This is a genomic window from Thauera phenolivorans, from assembly GCF_001696715.1.
In the GTDB taxonomy this organism is placed as follows: Bacteria; Pseudomonadota; Gammaproteobacteria; order Burkholderiales; family Rhodocyclaceae; genus Thauera; species Thauera phenolivorans.
Genome location: NZ_MBFM01000005.1, coordinates 202,961 through 218,296, shown reverse-complemented (window position 1 = coordinate 218,296; position 15,336 = coordinate 202,961). Strand labels below are relative to the sequence as shown.

17 protein-coding genes and 1 pseudogene are annotated in these 15,336 nt (G+C 73.0%); 2 read left to right on the top strand and 16 right to left on the bottom strand.

The window, feature by feature from the left end:
- The 3 genes from BB334_RS17715 to BB334_RS14080 form a co-directional block, all read right to left on the bottom strand.
- Positions 1–943 (bottom strand): phospholipase D-like domain-containing protein (locus BB334_RS17715; protein WP_232756743.1); only part of this gene is annotated, 943 nt, incomplete at its 3' end.
- A gap of 213 nt (positions 944–1,156) precedes the next feature.
- Positions 1,157–1,321 carry a DUF1328 domain-containing protein gene (locus BB334_RS14085; RefSeq protein WP_068809131.1) on the bottom strand — a complete coding sequence of 55 codons (165 nt, stop codon included), beginning with the start codon at positions 1,319–1,321 and terminating at the stop codon, positions 1,157–1,159.
- Positions 1,322–1,402: 81 nt separating this feature from the next.
- Complete coding sequence (locus BB334_RS14080; protein ID WP_068809130.1) at positions 1,403–1,600, bottom strand: CsbD family protein; 198 nt, start codon at positions 1,598–1,600, stop codon at positions 1,403–1,405.
- Positions 1,601–1,773: 173 nt separating this feature from the next.
- Here BB334_RS14080 and BB334_RS14075 point away from each other — a divergent pair, with 173 nt between their 5' ends.
- Positions 1,774–2,550 (top strand): bestrophin-like domain, encoded by a 777-nt coding sequence (locus tag BB334_RS14075; protein WP_068809129.1) that lies wholly within the window; start codon positions 1,774–1,776, stop codon positions 2,548–2,550.
- Between the two features lies 1 nt (position 2,551).
- Here the strand turns inward: BB334_RS14075 and BB334_RS14070 are convergent, their stop codons facing one another.
- Genes BB334_RS14070 through BB334_RS18515 form a run of 3 tightly spaced genes read right to left on the bottom strand, consistent with a single transcriptional unit; the run spans position 2,552 to position 4,883 of the window.
- Positions 2,552–2,965: an alginate lyase family protein gene (locus BB334_RS14070; protein ID WP_158014413.1), complete on the bottom strand. Its 414-nt coding sequence runs from the start codon at positions 2,963–2,965 to the stop codon at positions 2,552–2,554.
- Between the two features lie 41 nt (positions 2,966–3,006).
- Positions 3,007–4,602, bottom strand: a complete 1,596-nt coding sequence (locus tag BB334_RS14065) for a bifunctional aminoglycoside phosphotransferase/ATP-binding protein (protein WP_068809128.1) — start codon at positions 4,600–4,602, stop codon at positions 3,007–3,009.
- A gap of 29 nt (positions 4,603–4,631) precedes the next feature.
- Positions 4,632–4,883 carry a cupin domain-containing protein gene (locus BB334_RS18515; protein ID WP_198531262.1) on the bottom strand — a complete coding sequence of 84 codons (252 nt, stop codon included), beginning with the start codon at positions 4,881–4,883 and terminating at the stop codon, positions 4,632–4,634.
- A gap of 392 nt (positions 4,884–5,275) precedes the next feature.
- Here BB334_RS18515 and BB334_RS14055 point away from each other — a divergent pair, with 392 nt between their 5' ends.
- Complete coding sequence (locus tag BB334_RS14055) at positions 5,276–5,629, top strand: cupin domain-containing protein (protein ID WP_068809469.1); 354 nt, start codon at positions 5,276–5,278, stop codon at positions 5,627–5,629.
- Here BB334_RS14055 and BB334_RS14050 read toward each other — a convergent pair.
- The 10 genes and pseudogenes from BB334_RS14050 to BB334_RS18510 form a co-directional block, all read right to left on the bottom strand.
- A complete protein-coding gene (locus BB334_RS14050) occupies positions 5,626–7,755 on the bottom strand; it encodes a caspase family protein (RefSeq protein ID WP_068809126.1) in 2,130 nt (709 codons plus the stop codon). The genes BB334_RS14055 and BB334_RS14050 overlap by 4 nt on opposite strands.
- Before the next feature lie 9 nt (positions 7,756–7,764).
- Complete coding sequence (locus tag BB334_RS14045) at positions 7,765–8,268, bottom strand: hypothetical protein (protein WP_068809125.1); 504 nt, start codon at positions 8,266–8,268, stop codon at positions 7,765–7,767.
- Entirely contained in the window at positions 8,265–8,975 is a 711-nt protein-coding gene (locus BB334_RS14040) for a M12 family metallopeptidase (protein ID WP_068809124.1), read from the bottom strand. Before BB334_RS14040 ends, BB334_RS14045 begins: the two co-directional genes overlap by 4 nt.
- Before the next feature lie 122 nt (positions 8,976–9,097).
- Positions 9,098–9,247 carry a pirin family protein gene (locus BB334_RS18915; protein WP_408646466.1) on the bottom strand — a complete coding sequence of 50 codons (150 nt, stop codon included), beginning with the start codon at positions 9,245–9,247 and terminating at the stop codon, positions 9,098–9,100.
- Positions 9,248–9,445 (bottom strand): annotated as a pseudogene (locus BB334_RS18910) (polyisoprenoid-binding protein); the annotation flags it as partial.
- 66 nt (positions 9,446–9,511) lie between these two features.
- Positions 9,512–10,069, bottom strand: a complete 558-nt coding sequence (locus tag BB334_RS14030; RefSeq protein WP_068809122.1) for a YceI family protein — start codon at positions 10,067–10,069, stop codon at positions 9,512–9,514.
- Positions 10,070–10,105: 36 nt separating this feature from the next.
- A complete protein-coding gene (locus tag BB334_RS18850; protein ID WP_332835034.1) occupies positions 10,106–10,225 on the bottom strand; it encodes a hypothetical protein in 120 nt (39 codons plus the stop codon).
- Between the two features lie 338 nt (positions 10,226–10,563).
- Entirely contained in the window at positions 10,564–13,716 is a 3,153-nt protein-coding gene (locus tag BB334_RS14025) for an AAA family ATPase (RefSeq protein WP_068809121.1), read from the bottom strand.
- A complete protein-coding gene (locus BB334_RS14020; RefSeq protein WP_068809120.1) occupies positions 13,713–14,858 on the bottom strand; it encodes an exonuclease SbcCD subunit D in 1,146 nt (381 codons plus the stop codon). Before BB334_RS14020 ends, BB334_RS14025 begins: the two co-directional genes overlap by 4 nt.
- A gap of 65 nt (positions 14,859–14,923) precedes the next feature.
- Positions 14,924–15,336: efflux RND transporter permease subunit (locus tag BB334_RS18510; RefSeq protein ID WP_198531261.1), on the bottom strand; the 413-nt coding region annotated here is incomplete at its 5' end.

Sequence of the window (15,336 nt, the reverse complement as noted above, 5' to 3'; positions counted from 1 at the left end):
CGAGAACCACCTCGACGCCGCGCTGCGCGGCCCGCGTCAGAGCGGCGAGCATCCCGGGATCGGGGACGAAATAGGCCATGGTGATGTGCACCGAATCGGTCGCGCCTTCGATCGCGCCCAGGAAGGCGCGCCGGAAGCGACCCGAGTCCTCCTCGGCGGTACTCTCGATGACGGCGACCAGGCGCTCGCCCTGTTCCGGCGGCTTCAGCGAGTCGGGGTCGATATCGGGCAGGGCCGCGAGTTCGCCCTCGCAGGCCTGGCGCCGCCAGGTGTCCTGGAAAAGCTCGATGAAGCGGCGCACCGCCGGGCCCTCGATGCGCACATGGGTGTCGCGCCAGCCGTCCTCTTCGGGTGATCTCAGCTTGCTGGCCCGCGACCCGAAAGAGGCGGAGGAGTACACGCTGCTGATATTGACGCCGCCGGTGAAGGCGACGCGGTCGTCGATCGCCAGCAGCTTGCGGTGATCGCGATTGTTGACGCGCAGAATTCCGGTGGCGCGGCGCAGGGGGCTGACCGGATTGAACTCGCAGGCTTCGATGCCGCCTTCGCGCAGCTCGTCGAAGAAGGCGGCCGGAGTGGCGAAGGAGCCGACGCTGTCGTAGATGACGCGCACGTCCACGCCCTCGGCACGCTTGCGCAGCAGGACGTCCGCGATACGGCGCCCGATGTCGGTGCCCTCGAGGATGTAGGTCTGGAGCAGCACCCGCTCGCGGGCCTGCTCGAGCTCGGCGAAGATCGCATCGAAGGTGGCGGGGCCATCGACGAGGAGGGCGAGCTCGTTGCCGGCATACAGGGTCTCGCCGGCCTGCTGGAGGATCTCGAGGTGATTCTCGAACTGCGGCCCACGGCCTTCGGCCTTCGCCTCGCGCAGGGTCTGCGCGCTGTCGCGGGCGCTGCGGCTGCCCGCACTGCCCTCGACGCGCACGGAATCCCGCGGTTTCATGGTTTCAGGTGCGGCCGCCGGCGCGGGCGGAACCACACTGGCACAGGCTGCCAGGGAAAACGCAGCGAGTGGGGCCGCGAGCCACCCGACCAGGCGGCTCACGGAAGGCGGCGCGACGCGAGACGTTTGCGCGACGGGGCTGGTGGCGTTCATTGGCGCGACCCTGGACAGTTGGCAGGACGGACGTGATGGTCGCGGCCGGCGAGGGAGGCTTCATCGCTTCTTGCTCATGTTCATGACGAAGCTGACGATCGCCATGATGAGGAAGATCACGAACAGGACCTTGGCGATGCCGGCGGCACCGGCGGCGATGCCACCGAAGCCGAACACGGCGGCGATCAGGGCGATGACGAAAAACACGACGGCGTAATGGAGCATGATGTTCTCCTCGATTCGGATGGAGTGGGGGCGGTGGCCGGGGCGGGGCGCCGCCCGCGGAGCGGGCGGCGCGGGCGGCTGTCAGAGCCGGCTTTCCCAGTCGCGGACCTGCTGTTCCGCTTCGTCGCGCGTGATGCCGTAGCGCTCCTGCACGCGGCCGGCGAGCTCTTCGCGCTTGCCGGCGATGACGTCGAAGTCGTCATCGGTGAGCTTGCCCCATTGCTGCTGGACCTTGCCCTTGAGTTGCTTCCAGTTGCCTTCGATGATGTCCTTGTTCATATCCGTTCTCCTTGCTGTTGGGTGGAGGTGTTGTGCCCTTGCTTCGGATCACGGCTCCACTTTAGGCAAGCCCGCCCCGATACCCAATCAGCCCGCTCCGAAACGCTCGTCGGACGATTCCCACAGGCGAGGTAAACTGGCGGGGTATCCGCTCGCCCACCCGGAAGGACCCCATGCCGCTGCCTCACTGGCATACCTACGACCACTACGGCTTCGCCCTCGTCGCCGTCCTCGGCACACTGGTCGCCGTCTTGCTGATCCAGTGGTTCATCCAGCGATCGCCTTGGGCGGGATGGGCGCAGTCGCTGCGCGGGGTGTCGCCGCCCTTCATCAACGTGATCGGCGTCGTGTTCGGCCTGACCCTCGCCTTCCTCGCCAGCGACACCTGGAGCGCGCACGATCGCGCGATGAATGCGGTGTACCGCGAGGCCGACGGCCTGCGCAGCATCGCCGCCCTCGCCGATGCCCTGCCCGCGCCGCTGGGCGGGCGCCTGCGCGCCGCGATCGGCAGCTATGCCAGTGCGAGCGCGGACGAATGGCCCCATCTGGCGCAGCGCCGGGAAGCTCCCGAGGTGCTCGCACGCGCCGACGCGCTGCTGACCCTGATCGCCAGCGCGGAGGTCGCAAGCGCCGCCGGCGCCAACGTGCAGGCGCTGATGCTGAGCAAGGCGAGCGACATTCGCGCCGAGCACGACCTGCGCGTGGCGCTCAGCAAGACGCATGTGAATCCGCTGAAATGGCTCGGGATGGCCTTCCTCGGTTTCCTCACCCTGGTGTCGGTCGCGGTGGTCCACATCGAGCGGCCGCGCGCGGCCTTCATCGCCATCGTGCTGTTCGCTTTCGCCGCCGCACCCACCGCGGCGATCGTGCTGGTACAGGGCAACCCCTTCCAGACGCCGACCTCGGTGACGCCGGCGCCGATCGAGGCGATCGCCGCCGGCCTCGGCTGACTCAGCCCTGGCGGACCGAAGCGGGGCCGCGGCAGTCGCTGGCCAGGGGCCGGCCGCTGCGGCCATCGAGCAGCACGCTCTTCCACGGCAGATCGATCCAAACCAGGCCGCTGGCGACATCCTCGAAGCGCGGCAGGCCGGAGGAGGAGGCGTTGCGTTGCATGCGGTAGCTCGACCCCTTCCACACCAGGCCGAGCATGCCGGGCATCGGCGTGTCGCGCTGCACGTCCACCCGCACGCCGTTCTCGCAGCGGTAGATGCCGCTGCCGAGCGCGAACTGCATCTGCGGCGTGCCGGTCGCGGTCGGCCCGGCGACCTCGGCCGGCCGGGAGGCGCAGCCAACGGCGAGCAGGGCGAGGAGGAACGTGGGGAGGAAGCGGCGGATCATGGCGGTCACCATTCGGGGTAGACCCACGATTCTAAGCCCCTCCGCGCCCGCGGGGCCACCGCGGCCGCTCAGCCCGACCCGCACAGGGCGTCGAAGCGCGGCAGCAGCACCGCCCAGTCGGGCGCGCCTCCGGTATCGATCTCCAGCGCAAACGCGGCTTCGGCGGCGTCGAGCGGCTCGCGCGCCGCGAGCTGGCCGGCGAGCACCGCCTCGTCCGCCTCGGACGCATCGCGCCCCTCGGCGGCGCGGCGCCGCACCCGCTCGCGCAGCAGCGCGGGCGGCGCCTCGAAGGCGAGGATCGCGAAGGGTATGCCGAGCGCGCCGGCGAGCCCGTGAAAGCGCTCGCGCTGGGCGCGCTTGAGAAAGGTCGCGTCGACCAGCACCGGATAGCCGGCGGCGGCGACGCTGCGCGCGAGTTCGGCGAGGCGGTCGTAGGTGCGCGCGCTCGCCTCGGCGGTGTACAGCCCGGCATCCGGCGTCGAGCCGCTCGCGTCCTCGGGGGCGAGGCCGAACAGGCGCTTGCGCTCGACGTCGGCGCGCACCCGGATCAGGCCGCGCGCCTCGAGCAGTGGCTGCGACTGGCTGGTCTTGCCGGCGCCCGAGACGCCGCTGGCGATGAGCAGGCTGGGCGCGCCCGGCCGCGCACACCCGGCAGCGAAGCCGAGGTAGCGCCGGCATTCCGCGAGCGCCTCGGCACGCGCCGCGTCCGCGAGCTGGGCGCTGCGGATCGCCGCCACCTTGGCACGCACCATCGCCCGGTAGCTCAGGTACCAGGGCAGCAGCGCGAGGCCCTCGTAGTCGCCGCAGCGCTCGAGCCAGGCATTGAGGAAGCGCCAGCCCAGGCCGGCCTCGCCGCGCACCTGCAGGTCCATGACCAGGAAGGCGACATCGGCGACGACGTCGATCCAGCGCAGCGCGGCGCTGAATTCGATCGCGTCGAACAGCCGCGGGCCGTCGTCGAGCACGATCAGGTTGCCCAGGTGCAGATCGCCATGGCACTCGCGTACCATGCCGGCGGCGAGGCGGGCGTCGAACAGTGGCGCCAGCTCGACGAAGCGTGCCTCGGCCCAGCGCTCCACGCCGTCGAGCAGCGCGAGCATTTGCGCATCGTCGACGCGCGCACGCACCTGGGCGAAGTTCTGCCGCACCGGCGCCATCACCGCCTCGGCGTCGCCGTAGCCCTCGCCCGGCCGCGCGCGCGCCGCACCGGCATGGAATTCGGCGACGTGGCGGGCGAGGCGGTCGAACAGCGCCGGCGCCAGCCGCCCCTCGGCGAGCAGGCTGGAGAACAGCGCGGACTGGTCGAAGCGGCGCATCCGCACCAGCCAGTCGATCGGCGCGCCCTCTCCCGCGTGCGCCTCCTCGTGTCCATCGTCGTCGACCCGCGGCGCCGCGGGCGTGCCGCGCACCGCCACCACCGCCTGGTAGATCTCGGGCGCGGTGCGCCGGTTCAGGCGCAGCTCGTCCTCGCAGGCCGCGCGCCGACGCGCGGGCGTACTGAAGTCGAGGAAGCCGAGATCGAGCGGCTTCTTCAGCTTCCAGGCGTGCTCGCCGGCGAGCAGCACCCACGAGATGTGGGTCTCGATCAGCGCCACCTCGCCCTCCGCGCCGGGCAGCACCCCCGGCCGCATCAGGCTCCTCACCAGCTCGTCGCTGCACGCCATCGATCGGCTCCTCCTTTGTCGCCCGCCGCTCAGCGCGGCAGGATCCTGCTTGCGGTCGAGCCCACCCCGGCCTCCTGGTATTCGGCCGCGCCGTTGCGCGCCCACCCGTAATGCGCCACCCCCGCTGGCGCTACGTAGATCGCGCCGGCGGGCACCGCGACCAGGCGGGCCTCGTCGATCGTGTCGCCGAAGCCGACGTGGATCGTCCCCGACAGCACGGTAACGTAGTGCTCGTCCGGATGAATGTGGGGCGGAATCGGGCCGCCGGAGGCCAGACGCACGCGCAGCACGTCGGGGCCGGGCCCGTCTTCCGCGCCGATCGTCCACGCCGCCTGCAGCGCGGGGATCGCGCACCGGACCAGCCCTGCGCCTCGGGCAGCACCTGCTGCGGCGCCGGTGGCTGGGCGAAGACGGACACCGCAAGGGCGGCGGCGAGCGCGATCGGGGCAAGCAGACGCGTCATCGGGAATCCTCCGCGGGATTGGGGAACGGCCGGCGCAGGCGCCTCGATCCTGACCGAACTGTGAGCCCGAGGGGCTGTTTCAGCAAGCCGTCGCCGGGGATGAGCTGGATCAAGGAGCCTGCGCCGGATGCCGTCGACAATCCTCGCACCGGGGCGGCCGCTGCGGCCCGCCCCCTTTCCCCGACCGCCCAGCCGACGGAGCGCATCGCCATGACCCAAGCCAACCGCCTCACCGACGCCCCGCCCCGGGTGGAAAACCTCGCCGCGATGCTGCAGTTCCAGGACAAGGCGATCGTCAGCCGGATGCTGGTGAAGAACGCCGGCGGCAGCGTCACCCTGTTCGCCTTCGACGCCGGCGAGGGCCTCAGCGAGCACCGCGCGCCCTTCGACGCCCTGGTGGTCGCGGTCGAGGGCCGCGCCGAGATCCTGCTCGGCGGCGAGCGCCACGAAGTGGGGGCCGGCGACGTCCTGCTGATGCCGGCCCACACGCCGCATGCGGTGACGCCGCTGTCGCCGTTCAAGATGATGCTGGTGATGATCCGCGACGAGACGAAGGCGCCCTAGGGCACACCCACCAGACAGCCCGGCCGCAGCAGTGCCAGCATTTCGTCCACCGTCAGCGCGCCCGCGCCGCCCATCCAGTCCGGCCGGGGCTGGCCGGCGAGCACCGTGAAGTGGCCGGCGGGCAGGGCCAGCTCGAAGACGCGTTCGAGCCAGTGCGCGATCTCGGCGAGCCGGCCGCGCCGGGCCTCGGCGATCGGCGCCCGCAGCAGGTGGCGCAGCAGGGCGTCGGCCAGCTCCACGCTGTCGGCGAAGAAAGGCAGGCCGCGGGACCACAGCGTCTCGAGCGCGGTCGCCATCTCGGCGAGCGGATCATCCACGCCGAAGGGCCGCGCTTCGCCGCGCGCCATCGCGTCGCGCAGCGCTTCGGCCCACAGCACCGCGCCGTCGGGCAGCTGCGGAAACCAGTCCATCAGGTTCCGCGTCCACTCGCCGACGCGGCCGAGCTGGCCGGCGCGCGCCAGCAGCAGCATGCCGGCGGTCGCCGCCGCCTGGCCGTTGATCTTGTCCTGCGCCGCGAGCTTCAGCCGCCCGGCGTCTGCGCGCTGCGCCGCACGGGTCAGGCTGCCGAACTCGGCCTCCTCGGTGAGGCGCCACAGATAGTCGTAATGCGGGTTGACGGCGGAGGGACCGAGCCAGGCCTCCACCTTCTGCAGCTTCGGATCCCCGAAGGCCTCGACCCGCGCGATCGTCAGCGTGAGCCGGATCGGCACCTCGCCGTGTTCGTCGGTCGGCAGCGCCAGCGCGAGCCGCTCGCGCTGCACGTTGTGCGCGCCCTCGAACACCAGCAGGACACCATGCGGATGGGGAGCGAGGACGAGATCGACCCGCACCCGGCTGCTCGCCTCGTCGCGCGCCACCTCGACCACCGTCGCACCGTCGTCGAGCGCCCTGCCGTCGCCGAGCGAGTGCAGTGCCACGCCGCCCTCGAACCAGGCCAGCGACACGTACTCATGCCCGAAACGTCGCACCGCCTCGCCGAACGAGGCACGCAGACCCTCGAGGCTGATGGGAACGCGCACCGTCAGCGCCTCGTCGAAGCGTGCCGCGAGCGCACGACCGGCCGCGGCACCGAGACCGGCCGCGCCGGGCGCGGACCCAGGCGGGGCGGGCGCCGGTGACGCGGGAACGGGCCTCGCCGGCCCGCGCGGCGCGGGGGCCGGCGGCATCGGCGCACTGGCCACCGGCGTCGGCAGCTCGGTGACGACGAGCTCCTCGTCGCCGTCGATCGTCGGCCGCACCGTCTGGTCGAGCGCGGTGCCGGCCGTCTCCTGCAGCAGCACGTTCACCCGCGGCCGCACGTAATCGACCAGCTCGCGGAAATCGACCCGGGCGTCGCCCCGATCGGCCTGCCCGCTCAGCGCCTCGAGCACCGCCTGGCCGAAGAAGGTGTGAGGTCGGCCGGGAAACTGGTAAGCGACCGCGTTGGGCGAGGTCGCCGCCAGGCTTGCCGCCGAGCGCGGCGCAGGCCCGCCCGGCGGGTTGATCGGGAATACGCCGTGAGCGGTCGCGCCCTTGCCGGCGAGGGGTGAGAACTCGTTGCGGCAGGCGTCGATGAAGGCCAGGTGCTCGGCTACCGGGTTCTCCTCCATCCACTTGCGCAGTTCGCGCGCGCTGATGCAGTTCTCGAGATGGGGCTGGCCGAGCGCCGGATTCAGGTAGTCGGACGGCAGCAGCAGCGGGCTCCAGTTCGCCTGCACACCGTGGCCGCTGAAAAAGAACAGGGTGCGGCTCTTCATCGACGCCGGCGGCTGGCTCGGCACGTTGCCGGTCCAGCACTGGATCGCCAGCTGCAGGCCGGCATAGTCCGGCGTGGCGTAGTGGCTCAGACCGGCGGCGTCGAACGCGGCGCGCTCGGCCGCGGTGGGCGAGAGCAGCAGATAGCACCACACCACCGGCAACTCCTCGCGCCGGAAGGCGGTGCGCAACCATTCGAACAGCGCCGCGGCGGTGGCGGCGGAGGACAGCAACTGCTCGAGCTGGTGCGTTTCGCGCGCGGGCGCCGCCCCGCCTTCGAGATGCGGGTAGGCACTCACCCCCGCGATCAGCGCATACACGCCGGGCATGCCGGGCGCCCACTGCGGGTCGCGCCACAGGCCGGGAAAACCATTGACGATCTCGAGCGCCATGAAAGCCTCCTAGCCGAGCCGCGGCGGCAGCGGCGGTGGTTCATCGAGCGGCGGCGGCGCCGGCCGCCCGCAGCGCGCCGCCCATGCCGCGGGTGCGAGCAACAGTAGCTCGATCACCGCGCGCGATCCGCCGCAGTCGAGCTCGAGCCGCAGCCGGCGCGCTGCGCCGCCCGCCGCCAGCGTCAGCGGCTGCGGTGTGCCGGCGAGGTCGGCGAGCGCGGCGAGCTGGTAATCGCGCGGCAGCACGAGGCTGGCCTCGCCCCCCGACAGCGGATCGATCAGGCGCACCCGCGCCTCGCCCTCCTCCACCCAGGCCCCGAGCCAGAGCGCCTCGTCGCCCGCGCAGGGCAGGCACAGGCGCCCGCGCTCGCGCGCCAGCGGCGCCGTCCCCCAGCTGCGCAGCCGCTCCCCGGCGCGCCAGTGCGACAGCGCGATCCGCTGGAGCGCGAGCTGCAGCGGGCCGAGCGCGAGCGCGTCGCCCTCGACCGTCCACGCCGCGGTCGCCGGGCTCACGAATACAGCTTGCGGATCGTCTCGACGTCCCCCTCCGACAGCTTCCACGAGGGCATGAAGCTCTTGCCGTCCAGGGTCCAGTTGGAGGGGATGGTGTAGATCATCACCGAGGCCTTGTCGAAATCGGTCGTGACCACGGTCGAGGCATCGAAGCGGGCGAACACGTTGTGGTCGATCTTCTCGCGGTCCCAGTTGTTCGGCGGCCCCTCGAGGTCGGCATATACTGCCGCCCGGTTCCACTGGATCAGCGCCTCGGGATGGTTGTGCTCGTGCAGCAGGCCGAGCGCATGACCGAATTCGTGGATGACGACGCTCTGGAAGTCGTGCTCGGGCGTGGCCAGCGTGGCCCAGCCCAGGTTCATCGTCGGTTGCGAAGGATGGATGCCGCGGCAATCGGTGCCGATGTAGGACCAGGAGCCGCGGCCGGGGTCGAAGGCGATCCGGATCGGTGCCGGCTCGCCGCGCTGCGCCGGCGCGAAACGCAGCCTCACGCCGTCCACCAGCCAGGCGGAGGCGGCCTGCAGAACGCGCTCGTGCAGCGCCGGCGAGCCTTCCAGGAAACGCACCCTGAGGATGCTGTCCGGCTTCCACAGCTTCTTCTTCGCCGCCATGCCCATGGACACCGGGCGGGTCGGCGACCCCGCCACGCGTTCGCCGCCCTCGACGTCCAGCGTCGCGCACACCCACTGCCTGCGTTCCTCGCTCATGGCACTCTCCCGCGTGAGCCCGCCGTCCCGCTCGCGCCCGGCCCGAGGGCCGGCGCGGCCGAACCCCGCCGGCGAGGGGCGGCGTCGCGCGCCAGACCGGGGAATCGACACTTCCAATGGAACTATAGACGGCGGCGGCGGCGGCGCTGGCCGTTCACCTCGAGCGCGCCGCGCGCCACACGCACATGGGCGGAACGCTCGGCGGGCAACGCGAAGCGCTGCGCTTCATCGCCGTCGAAGCGCCCTGCATGGACCCGGGCGTCCTGGTGGATCGCCAGCTTGTCCAGGGTGACGGTGCCGGTGGTCTTGGTGAACTTCGACAGCTGGGTCGACATGCCGAAGAGGCTGTAGGAGAAGCACGGGACGGTGTGCGTGGGGTCGAGTTGGTGGGTTTCCGGCGCGGCCAGCGCGGGGGCGGCGGCCGCGGCGGAGACGATCAGGGCCGCGGAGAGTCTGGCGATACGGCTCATGGATTGTGCCTCTGTGGCTTGGGTTGGCGTGGATCGATGAAGATCGGCTGAGGGACGGGCCGCGGCTCAGTCCGCTGCGGCAACGATGCGGAACGTGATGACGACGTCGTTGGCAACGATGTCGAAGGCCTTCCAGGCGCCTTCGCCGATCGAGAAGTCGCCGCGCTGGATGGTGAGGCTGCCTTCGAACACGCCGGTGTCGCCCTGTGGCGTGAAGCTGGCGGGCACCACGACGTCCTTCGTCGTGCCCTTGATCGTGAGCTTGCCGGCGACCTCGTAGGCGTCGCCGCCGAGCGCCTTGACGCCGGTCGACTCGAAGCGGGCGGTCGGGAAGGCCGGGGTGTTGAACCAGCTCCGGGTCGCCACCTCGTCGTCGCCCTCGGCGCTGCCGGTGTCGACGCTGGCGAGATCGACCTCGATCGTCGCCGCGGCCGCCTGCGGGGCCGCGGGGTCGAAGCGCAGCGTGCTCGAGAACTTGCCGAAGCTGCCGTCCATCGACACGCCCATCTGCTCGTAGCCGAAACCGATCCGGCTCTGTTCGGGCTGGACCCGGGTGTACTCGGCGGCGTGGGCGGCGGTGGCGAAGGCGAGGGTGGAAAGCAGGGTGAGGGCGATGCGTTTCATGGTCGTCATTCCTCCAGGGATCTCGAATGTTCCGGGTCAGGCGGTGCGACGCGGCAGCATGCGGCCCAGCACATTGTCCTTGTCGAAGAAGGGGTGCTCGAGCGCCGCGCCGACATGGCCGAGCAGCGCCGCGATCAGGACGAAGTTCAGGCTCATGTGTACGGTCTGCAGCAGCTCGCCGAGTTCCTTGTCCGTGGCCAGCAGGTCGGGGATCGAGCAGCCCGAACCACACGGTCTGGAAGCCCTTGGCCGGGCGCATCAGCCAGCCCGACAGCGGGATCGCGAACATCGACGGGTAGAGCAGGTGGCGGGCGGTGCGTGACGCGCCAGGCCTGGCGGACGACGACGAGCACGAACACGCTGACGCCCGTCTAGCCGGTCCTCCATCCGTGCCGCAATACCGGACGGGGAAGAAAGGACAATTGCCGAAAAAGCAACAATCCGCCGCGTCGGGGCGGTCGGGGCGCGCCCCGACCGCGGCCGAGCGCCCTCGCTCAGCCGAGGATCCGGACCTTGCTGCCGCGCACCCCCTGCACCACCTCGATCGCGACGTCGATCTGCTGTTTCATCTCCTCGACGTGGGAGATCACCCCGACCATGCGGCCGCGCTGCTGCAGATCGATCAACGCCTTCATCGCCATGTCGAGCGACTCCGGGTCGAGGCTGCCGAAACCCTCGTCGATGAACAGGGTGTCGAGCTGAACGCCGCCGGCATAGGCCTGGACGACGTCTGAGAGACCGAGCGCGAGCGACAGCGAGGCGAGGAAGCCCTCGCCGCCCGACAGGGTGCTCGCCGGGCGGGCGCGGCCGGTGTAGTCGTCCACCACCTCGAGGTCGAGGCCGGCGGCGCGGCGCGCGTCGGCGACGTCATCGCGCCGCTGCAGCAGGTAGCGGCCGCGGCTCATCGCCTTGAGCCGCAGCGAGGCGGCGCGCAGCACGTCGTCGAGCAGGGCGGCGAGCACGTAGCGCTGGAAGGTGAGACGGCGGCCGTTGTCGCCGTTGGCGACCTCGGCGAGGTGGCCGACCACCGCGTACTCGGCCTCGATCGCGCCGCTCTCGCGGGCGAGCCCGGCCAGCAGGGCGAGGGTGTGGTCGAGCTTCGCGGCCTCGCCACGCGCGTCGGCGATACGGCCGAGCACCGCCTCGACCGCCTCACGGCCGGCGGTGGCGCGCGCCTCGAGCACCTCGAGCGCGGGCGGCGTGCGCCCGGCCACCGCCTCGGCGGCGCGTACGGCGCGCTCGCGCGCGGCGGCGAGCGCCTCGTCGGCCTCGCGCAGCGCGCGCTCGCGCGCCTCGATCGCGGCGGGCTCGAGCAGCGCGGCGCGGTAGGCGGCCTGCGCCGCCTCGTCCGCGCTCGCCATGCCGCCCTCCCCCGCGGTTTCCGGAACGGCGGACACGGTCACCGCGCCGCCCTCGCCGGCGCTCGCTGCCGCCGCGCCGAAGCCCGCCGCCGCCAGCGCGGCGAGGAAGGCCGCGTCCGCCTCCGCCAGCCGGCGCTCGGCCGCAACGCGGGCCTCGATCCGGGCGTCGCGGCGGGCGCAGGCCTCGGCCTCGTGGCGGGCGGCGAGCTGGTGCGCGGCCTGCGTCTGTTCCAGCGCGCGCTCGAGGCCGAGGCGCAGCCTGCGCGCGGCAGCGATCGCGGTCGCCAGCGCCGCCGGCTGGCGCAGTGCCGCCGGCACCGCCGCGCTGCGCTCCTCGGTCAGACGCGCCGCGCCATGCGCGGCGCTCGCGGCCTCGCCCGCGCGCAACCGCGCCGCCTCGCAGGCGCTCGCAGCCGCGGCGAGCCCGGCATCGACCGTCGGCAGCCGCCCGCGTGCCGGCTCGAGTTCGGCGAGCGCGCCCCGCGCAGCCGCGAGCGCCGCGCGCAGCGCGGGCAGATCGGCCGTGTCGACCTCCCCCGCCTCCCCCGCCTCCCCCGCCTCCGCCGCGAGCGCGGCGGCGCGGGTACGGTGCTCGGCCTCGATCCCCGCCGCAGTGTGTTCGGCGTCGCCCTGCGCGCGACGCGCGGCTTCGAGCGCCGCCTCAGCGGCACGCGCGGCATCGGCTGCGGCCTGCAGCGCCTCCTCGGTCGGCAGGTCGCCCTCGAAGCGCGCGGGCGCCGGATGGCTGGCGCTGCCGCACACCGGGCAGGCGGCGCCGTCGTGCAGGTGGCCGGCGAGGATTGCCGCCTGCGCCTGGCGCCAGCGCTGCTCGAGCGCGGCCTGCGTCGTGCGCCGCGCCTGCAGGGCCTGCTGCGCGTGCGCGACCGCCTCTCCCAGTCGTTGCGCCTCGGCGCGGCGATCGCCGAGCTGGCGGGCGATCTGCGCCAGCTCGGCAGTCGCGCGCACGCGCCGTTCGGCCTGGCGCAGCTGCATCGCGAGCGTATCGACCCGCGCGGCGATCGGCTGCAGCGCGTCGATGCGGGCGAGCAGCGCGCCACGTTCGCGCCCGAGCTGCTCGCTGCGCGCGCTCGCCGCGGCGAGCGCCTGCGCGGCGGCGAGGCGCTCGTTCTCGCGCGCGCTGCGCTCGGCCTCGGCCTGCGCCAGGCGCGCCACCGCCTCGACCAGCGCCTCGAGCCGCAACTGTTCGCGCTGCGCGGTCTCGCGCTCGGGGGCGCGCGCGGTCTCGCTCGCCAGCCGTGTGGCGGCCTCGCGCCGGACCTCGGCCGCGCGCACCGCTTCGGCGACCGCCTCGGCCTCGCGCCGGCGCGCCTCCGCCGCGTCCCGCGCTGCCGCCTCGCGTGCGGCTTCGGCGGGCAGCACCTGCAGCGCGCGCCGGGCGAACGCGAGCCGCGCGCGCGCCTCGGCGAGCCCGGCCTGGCGCGCCTCCTGCGCTGCAAGCGCCTGCCGCGCCCGCGCGGCCTCGGCGAACTGCGCGGCCGCGGCCTGCCCCTGCTGCAGCGCGGCGCGCGCCGCGGCGTCCTCCTCGCGCACCCCCTTCTCCTCCGCCTGCAGGCCGGCGAGCACCTCGCCGAGCTGGGCGCGGCGGCCGCCGAGCGTCTCCGCCGAGTCGGCGCCGGCCTGGCCGAGCAGGGTCTCGCGGCGCAGGCTCGCCTCCTCGGCGCGCTGGCGCAGCGCGGCAGCCGCCGCCTTGAGCGCGTCCTGCAGCCGCTTGTAGGCGACGGTGCCGAACAGGGCCTCGAGGATCTTCTCGCGCTCCGCGGAGCTGGCGGCGAGCAGGCGGCGGAACTGGCCCTGCGGCAGCACCACCACCTGGCGGAACTGGTCGGCCTTGAAGCCGAGCAGCGCCTCGATGCGCTCGCCGACCTCGGTGGTGCGCTGCGCCAGCGGCTGCCACGCGCCCGCCTTCCATTCGGCGAGCTCGGCCTTCGCCGTTGCCTTTACCATGCCGCTGCCGCGCTGCGCGGCGCGTTCCTGCTCCGGCCGCCGCCGCACCAGGAAGCGGCGTGCGCCGAGGGCGAACTCGAAAGCCACCTCGGTCGGCAGCGCAGGCTCGGCGTGGTGGCTGCGCATCTCGCTCGCGCTGCGCTCGCCGCCCGAGGTGTCGCCGTAGAGCGCATAGGTGATGCCGTCGAGGATCGAGGTCTTGCCCGCGCCGGTGGCGCCGGCGATGAGGAAGAGCGCGCCGGGCGGCAGCAGGCCGAAGTCGATCTCCTCGCGTCCGGCGAAGGGGCCGAAGGCCTGCAGGCTGAGGCGGATCGGCTTCATGCGTGGCGCGCCTCACGCTCGAGGGCGTCGACGATGCGATCGAGCGCGGCGGCCTCGTCGGCCGCGAGCGCGAGGCCGGTGGTCTCCTGCCAGAAGCCGGCGAACAGATCCTGCAGGCGCACCCGGCGGTGGTCGCCGGCGACGCAGCCGACGCCCTCGCCGCCCAGCTGCGGGCGTTCGATCGCGAGCGCGTTGGGATAGGCGCTGCGCAGCTTGCCCATCGCGTCGAGCAGCGCGCCACGATCGGCGAGGCGGGCGAGCACGTAGTCGTCGCAGCGGGGGTCGGCGGACGCAGCGGCGAGCAGCGCCTCGAGCGTGCCGCTCAGGATGCGCAGGTCGCGCGGCGGCGAAAGCGGGATACGCTCGACCGTGCAGCGACCGGCGCCGTCGAGCTCGACCCAATTCACCGACTTGAGGTGATCGGCCTCGGCGAACGAATACTTGAGCAGGGAGCCTGCATACTGGATGCGCTCGCCGCCGACCTGCTGCGGCCGGTGCAGGTGGCCGAGGGCGACATAGTCGAAGCCGGCGAACAGCTCCGCGCCGACCATGCCGCTGCCGCCCACCGACAGCGGGCGCTCCGACTCCGATTCGGCGCAGCCGGCGACGAAGGCGTGGGCGATGACCACCTCGCGCCGCCCGGGCACCGCGCCGGCGCGCACCGTGGCGAGCTGGGCGGCGAGCGCGGCATGGTGGTCGGCGATGGCGTCGGCGCCGAAGGCGGCGCGCACCACCGCCGGCTCGGCATAGGGCAGCGGCCAGATCGCCACCTCGCCGTCGGCGTCGCGCAGCACGACCGGCGCCATTTCGGCCGACACCGGCCCGCGCACGGTGAGCCCGGCGCCGCCGAGCAGGCCGGCGCCGAAGGCGAGGCGGTCGGGGCCGTCATGGTTGCCGGCGATCGCGATCACCGGGATGCGCAGCTCGCCGACGAGCTCGGTGAGCACCGCGTCGAGCAGGCGCACCGCCTCGGCCGGCGGCACCGAGCGGTCGTAGATGTCGCCCGCGACCAGCACCGCGTCGGGTCGCCGCGCGGCGGCGAGGCGGACGAAGTCGCGCAGCACCGCGGCCTGGTCCTCGAGCAGGGAGACGCCGTGATAGACGCGGCCAAGATGCCAGTCGGAAGTGTGGAGAAATCGCATGCGCATGAATCCGGGGTGGAGCAAGGGCGGGAGTATGCGTCTTCCGCGCGGCCGCGGCCACGCGCTCAGGCCGCTTGCGGCCTCGCCTCGCTGCCGCGTGCGATGAAAGCCTCCAGCATCGACAGCAGCGCGGGCACGAAGAACAGCACCAGCACCGCGGAGAAGCCGAGGCCGAAGGCGATCGAGGTCGCCATCGGCACCAGGAACTGCGCCTGCAGCGAGGTCTCGAACAGCAGCGGCACCAGCCCGCCGACGGTGGTCAGCGAGGTCAGCAGCACCGCGCGCAGGCGGCCGCAGGCAGCGTCGACCAGGGCCTGGTCGAGCGCCGTGCCGCGCGCGCGCAGTTCCTGGAACAGGCTCACGAGGATGATCGAGTTGTTCACCACGATGCCCGCCAGGCCGAAGAGGCCGAACATCGACAGGATGGTGAGCTTGATGCCGAGCAGCCAGTGGCCGAAGATCGCCCCCGCCAGGCCGA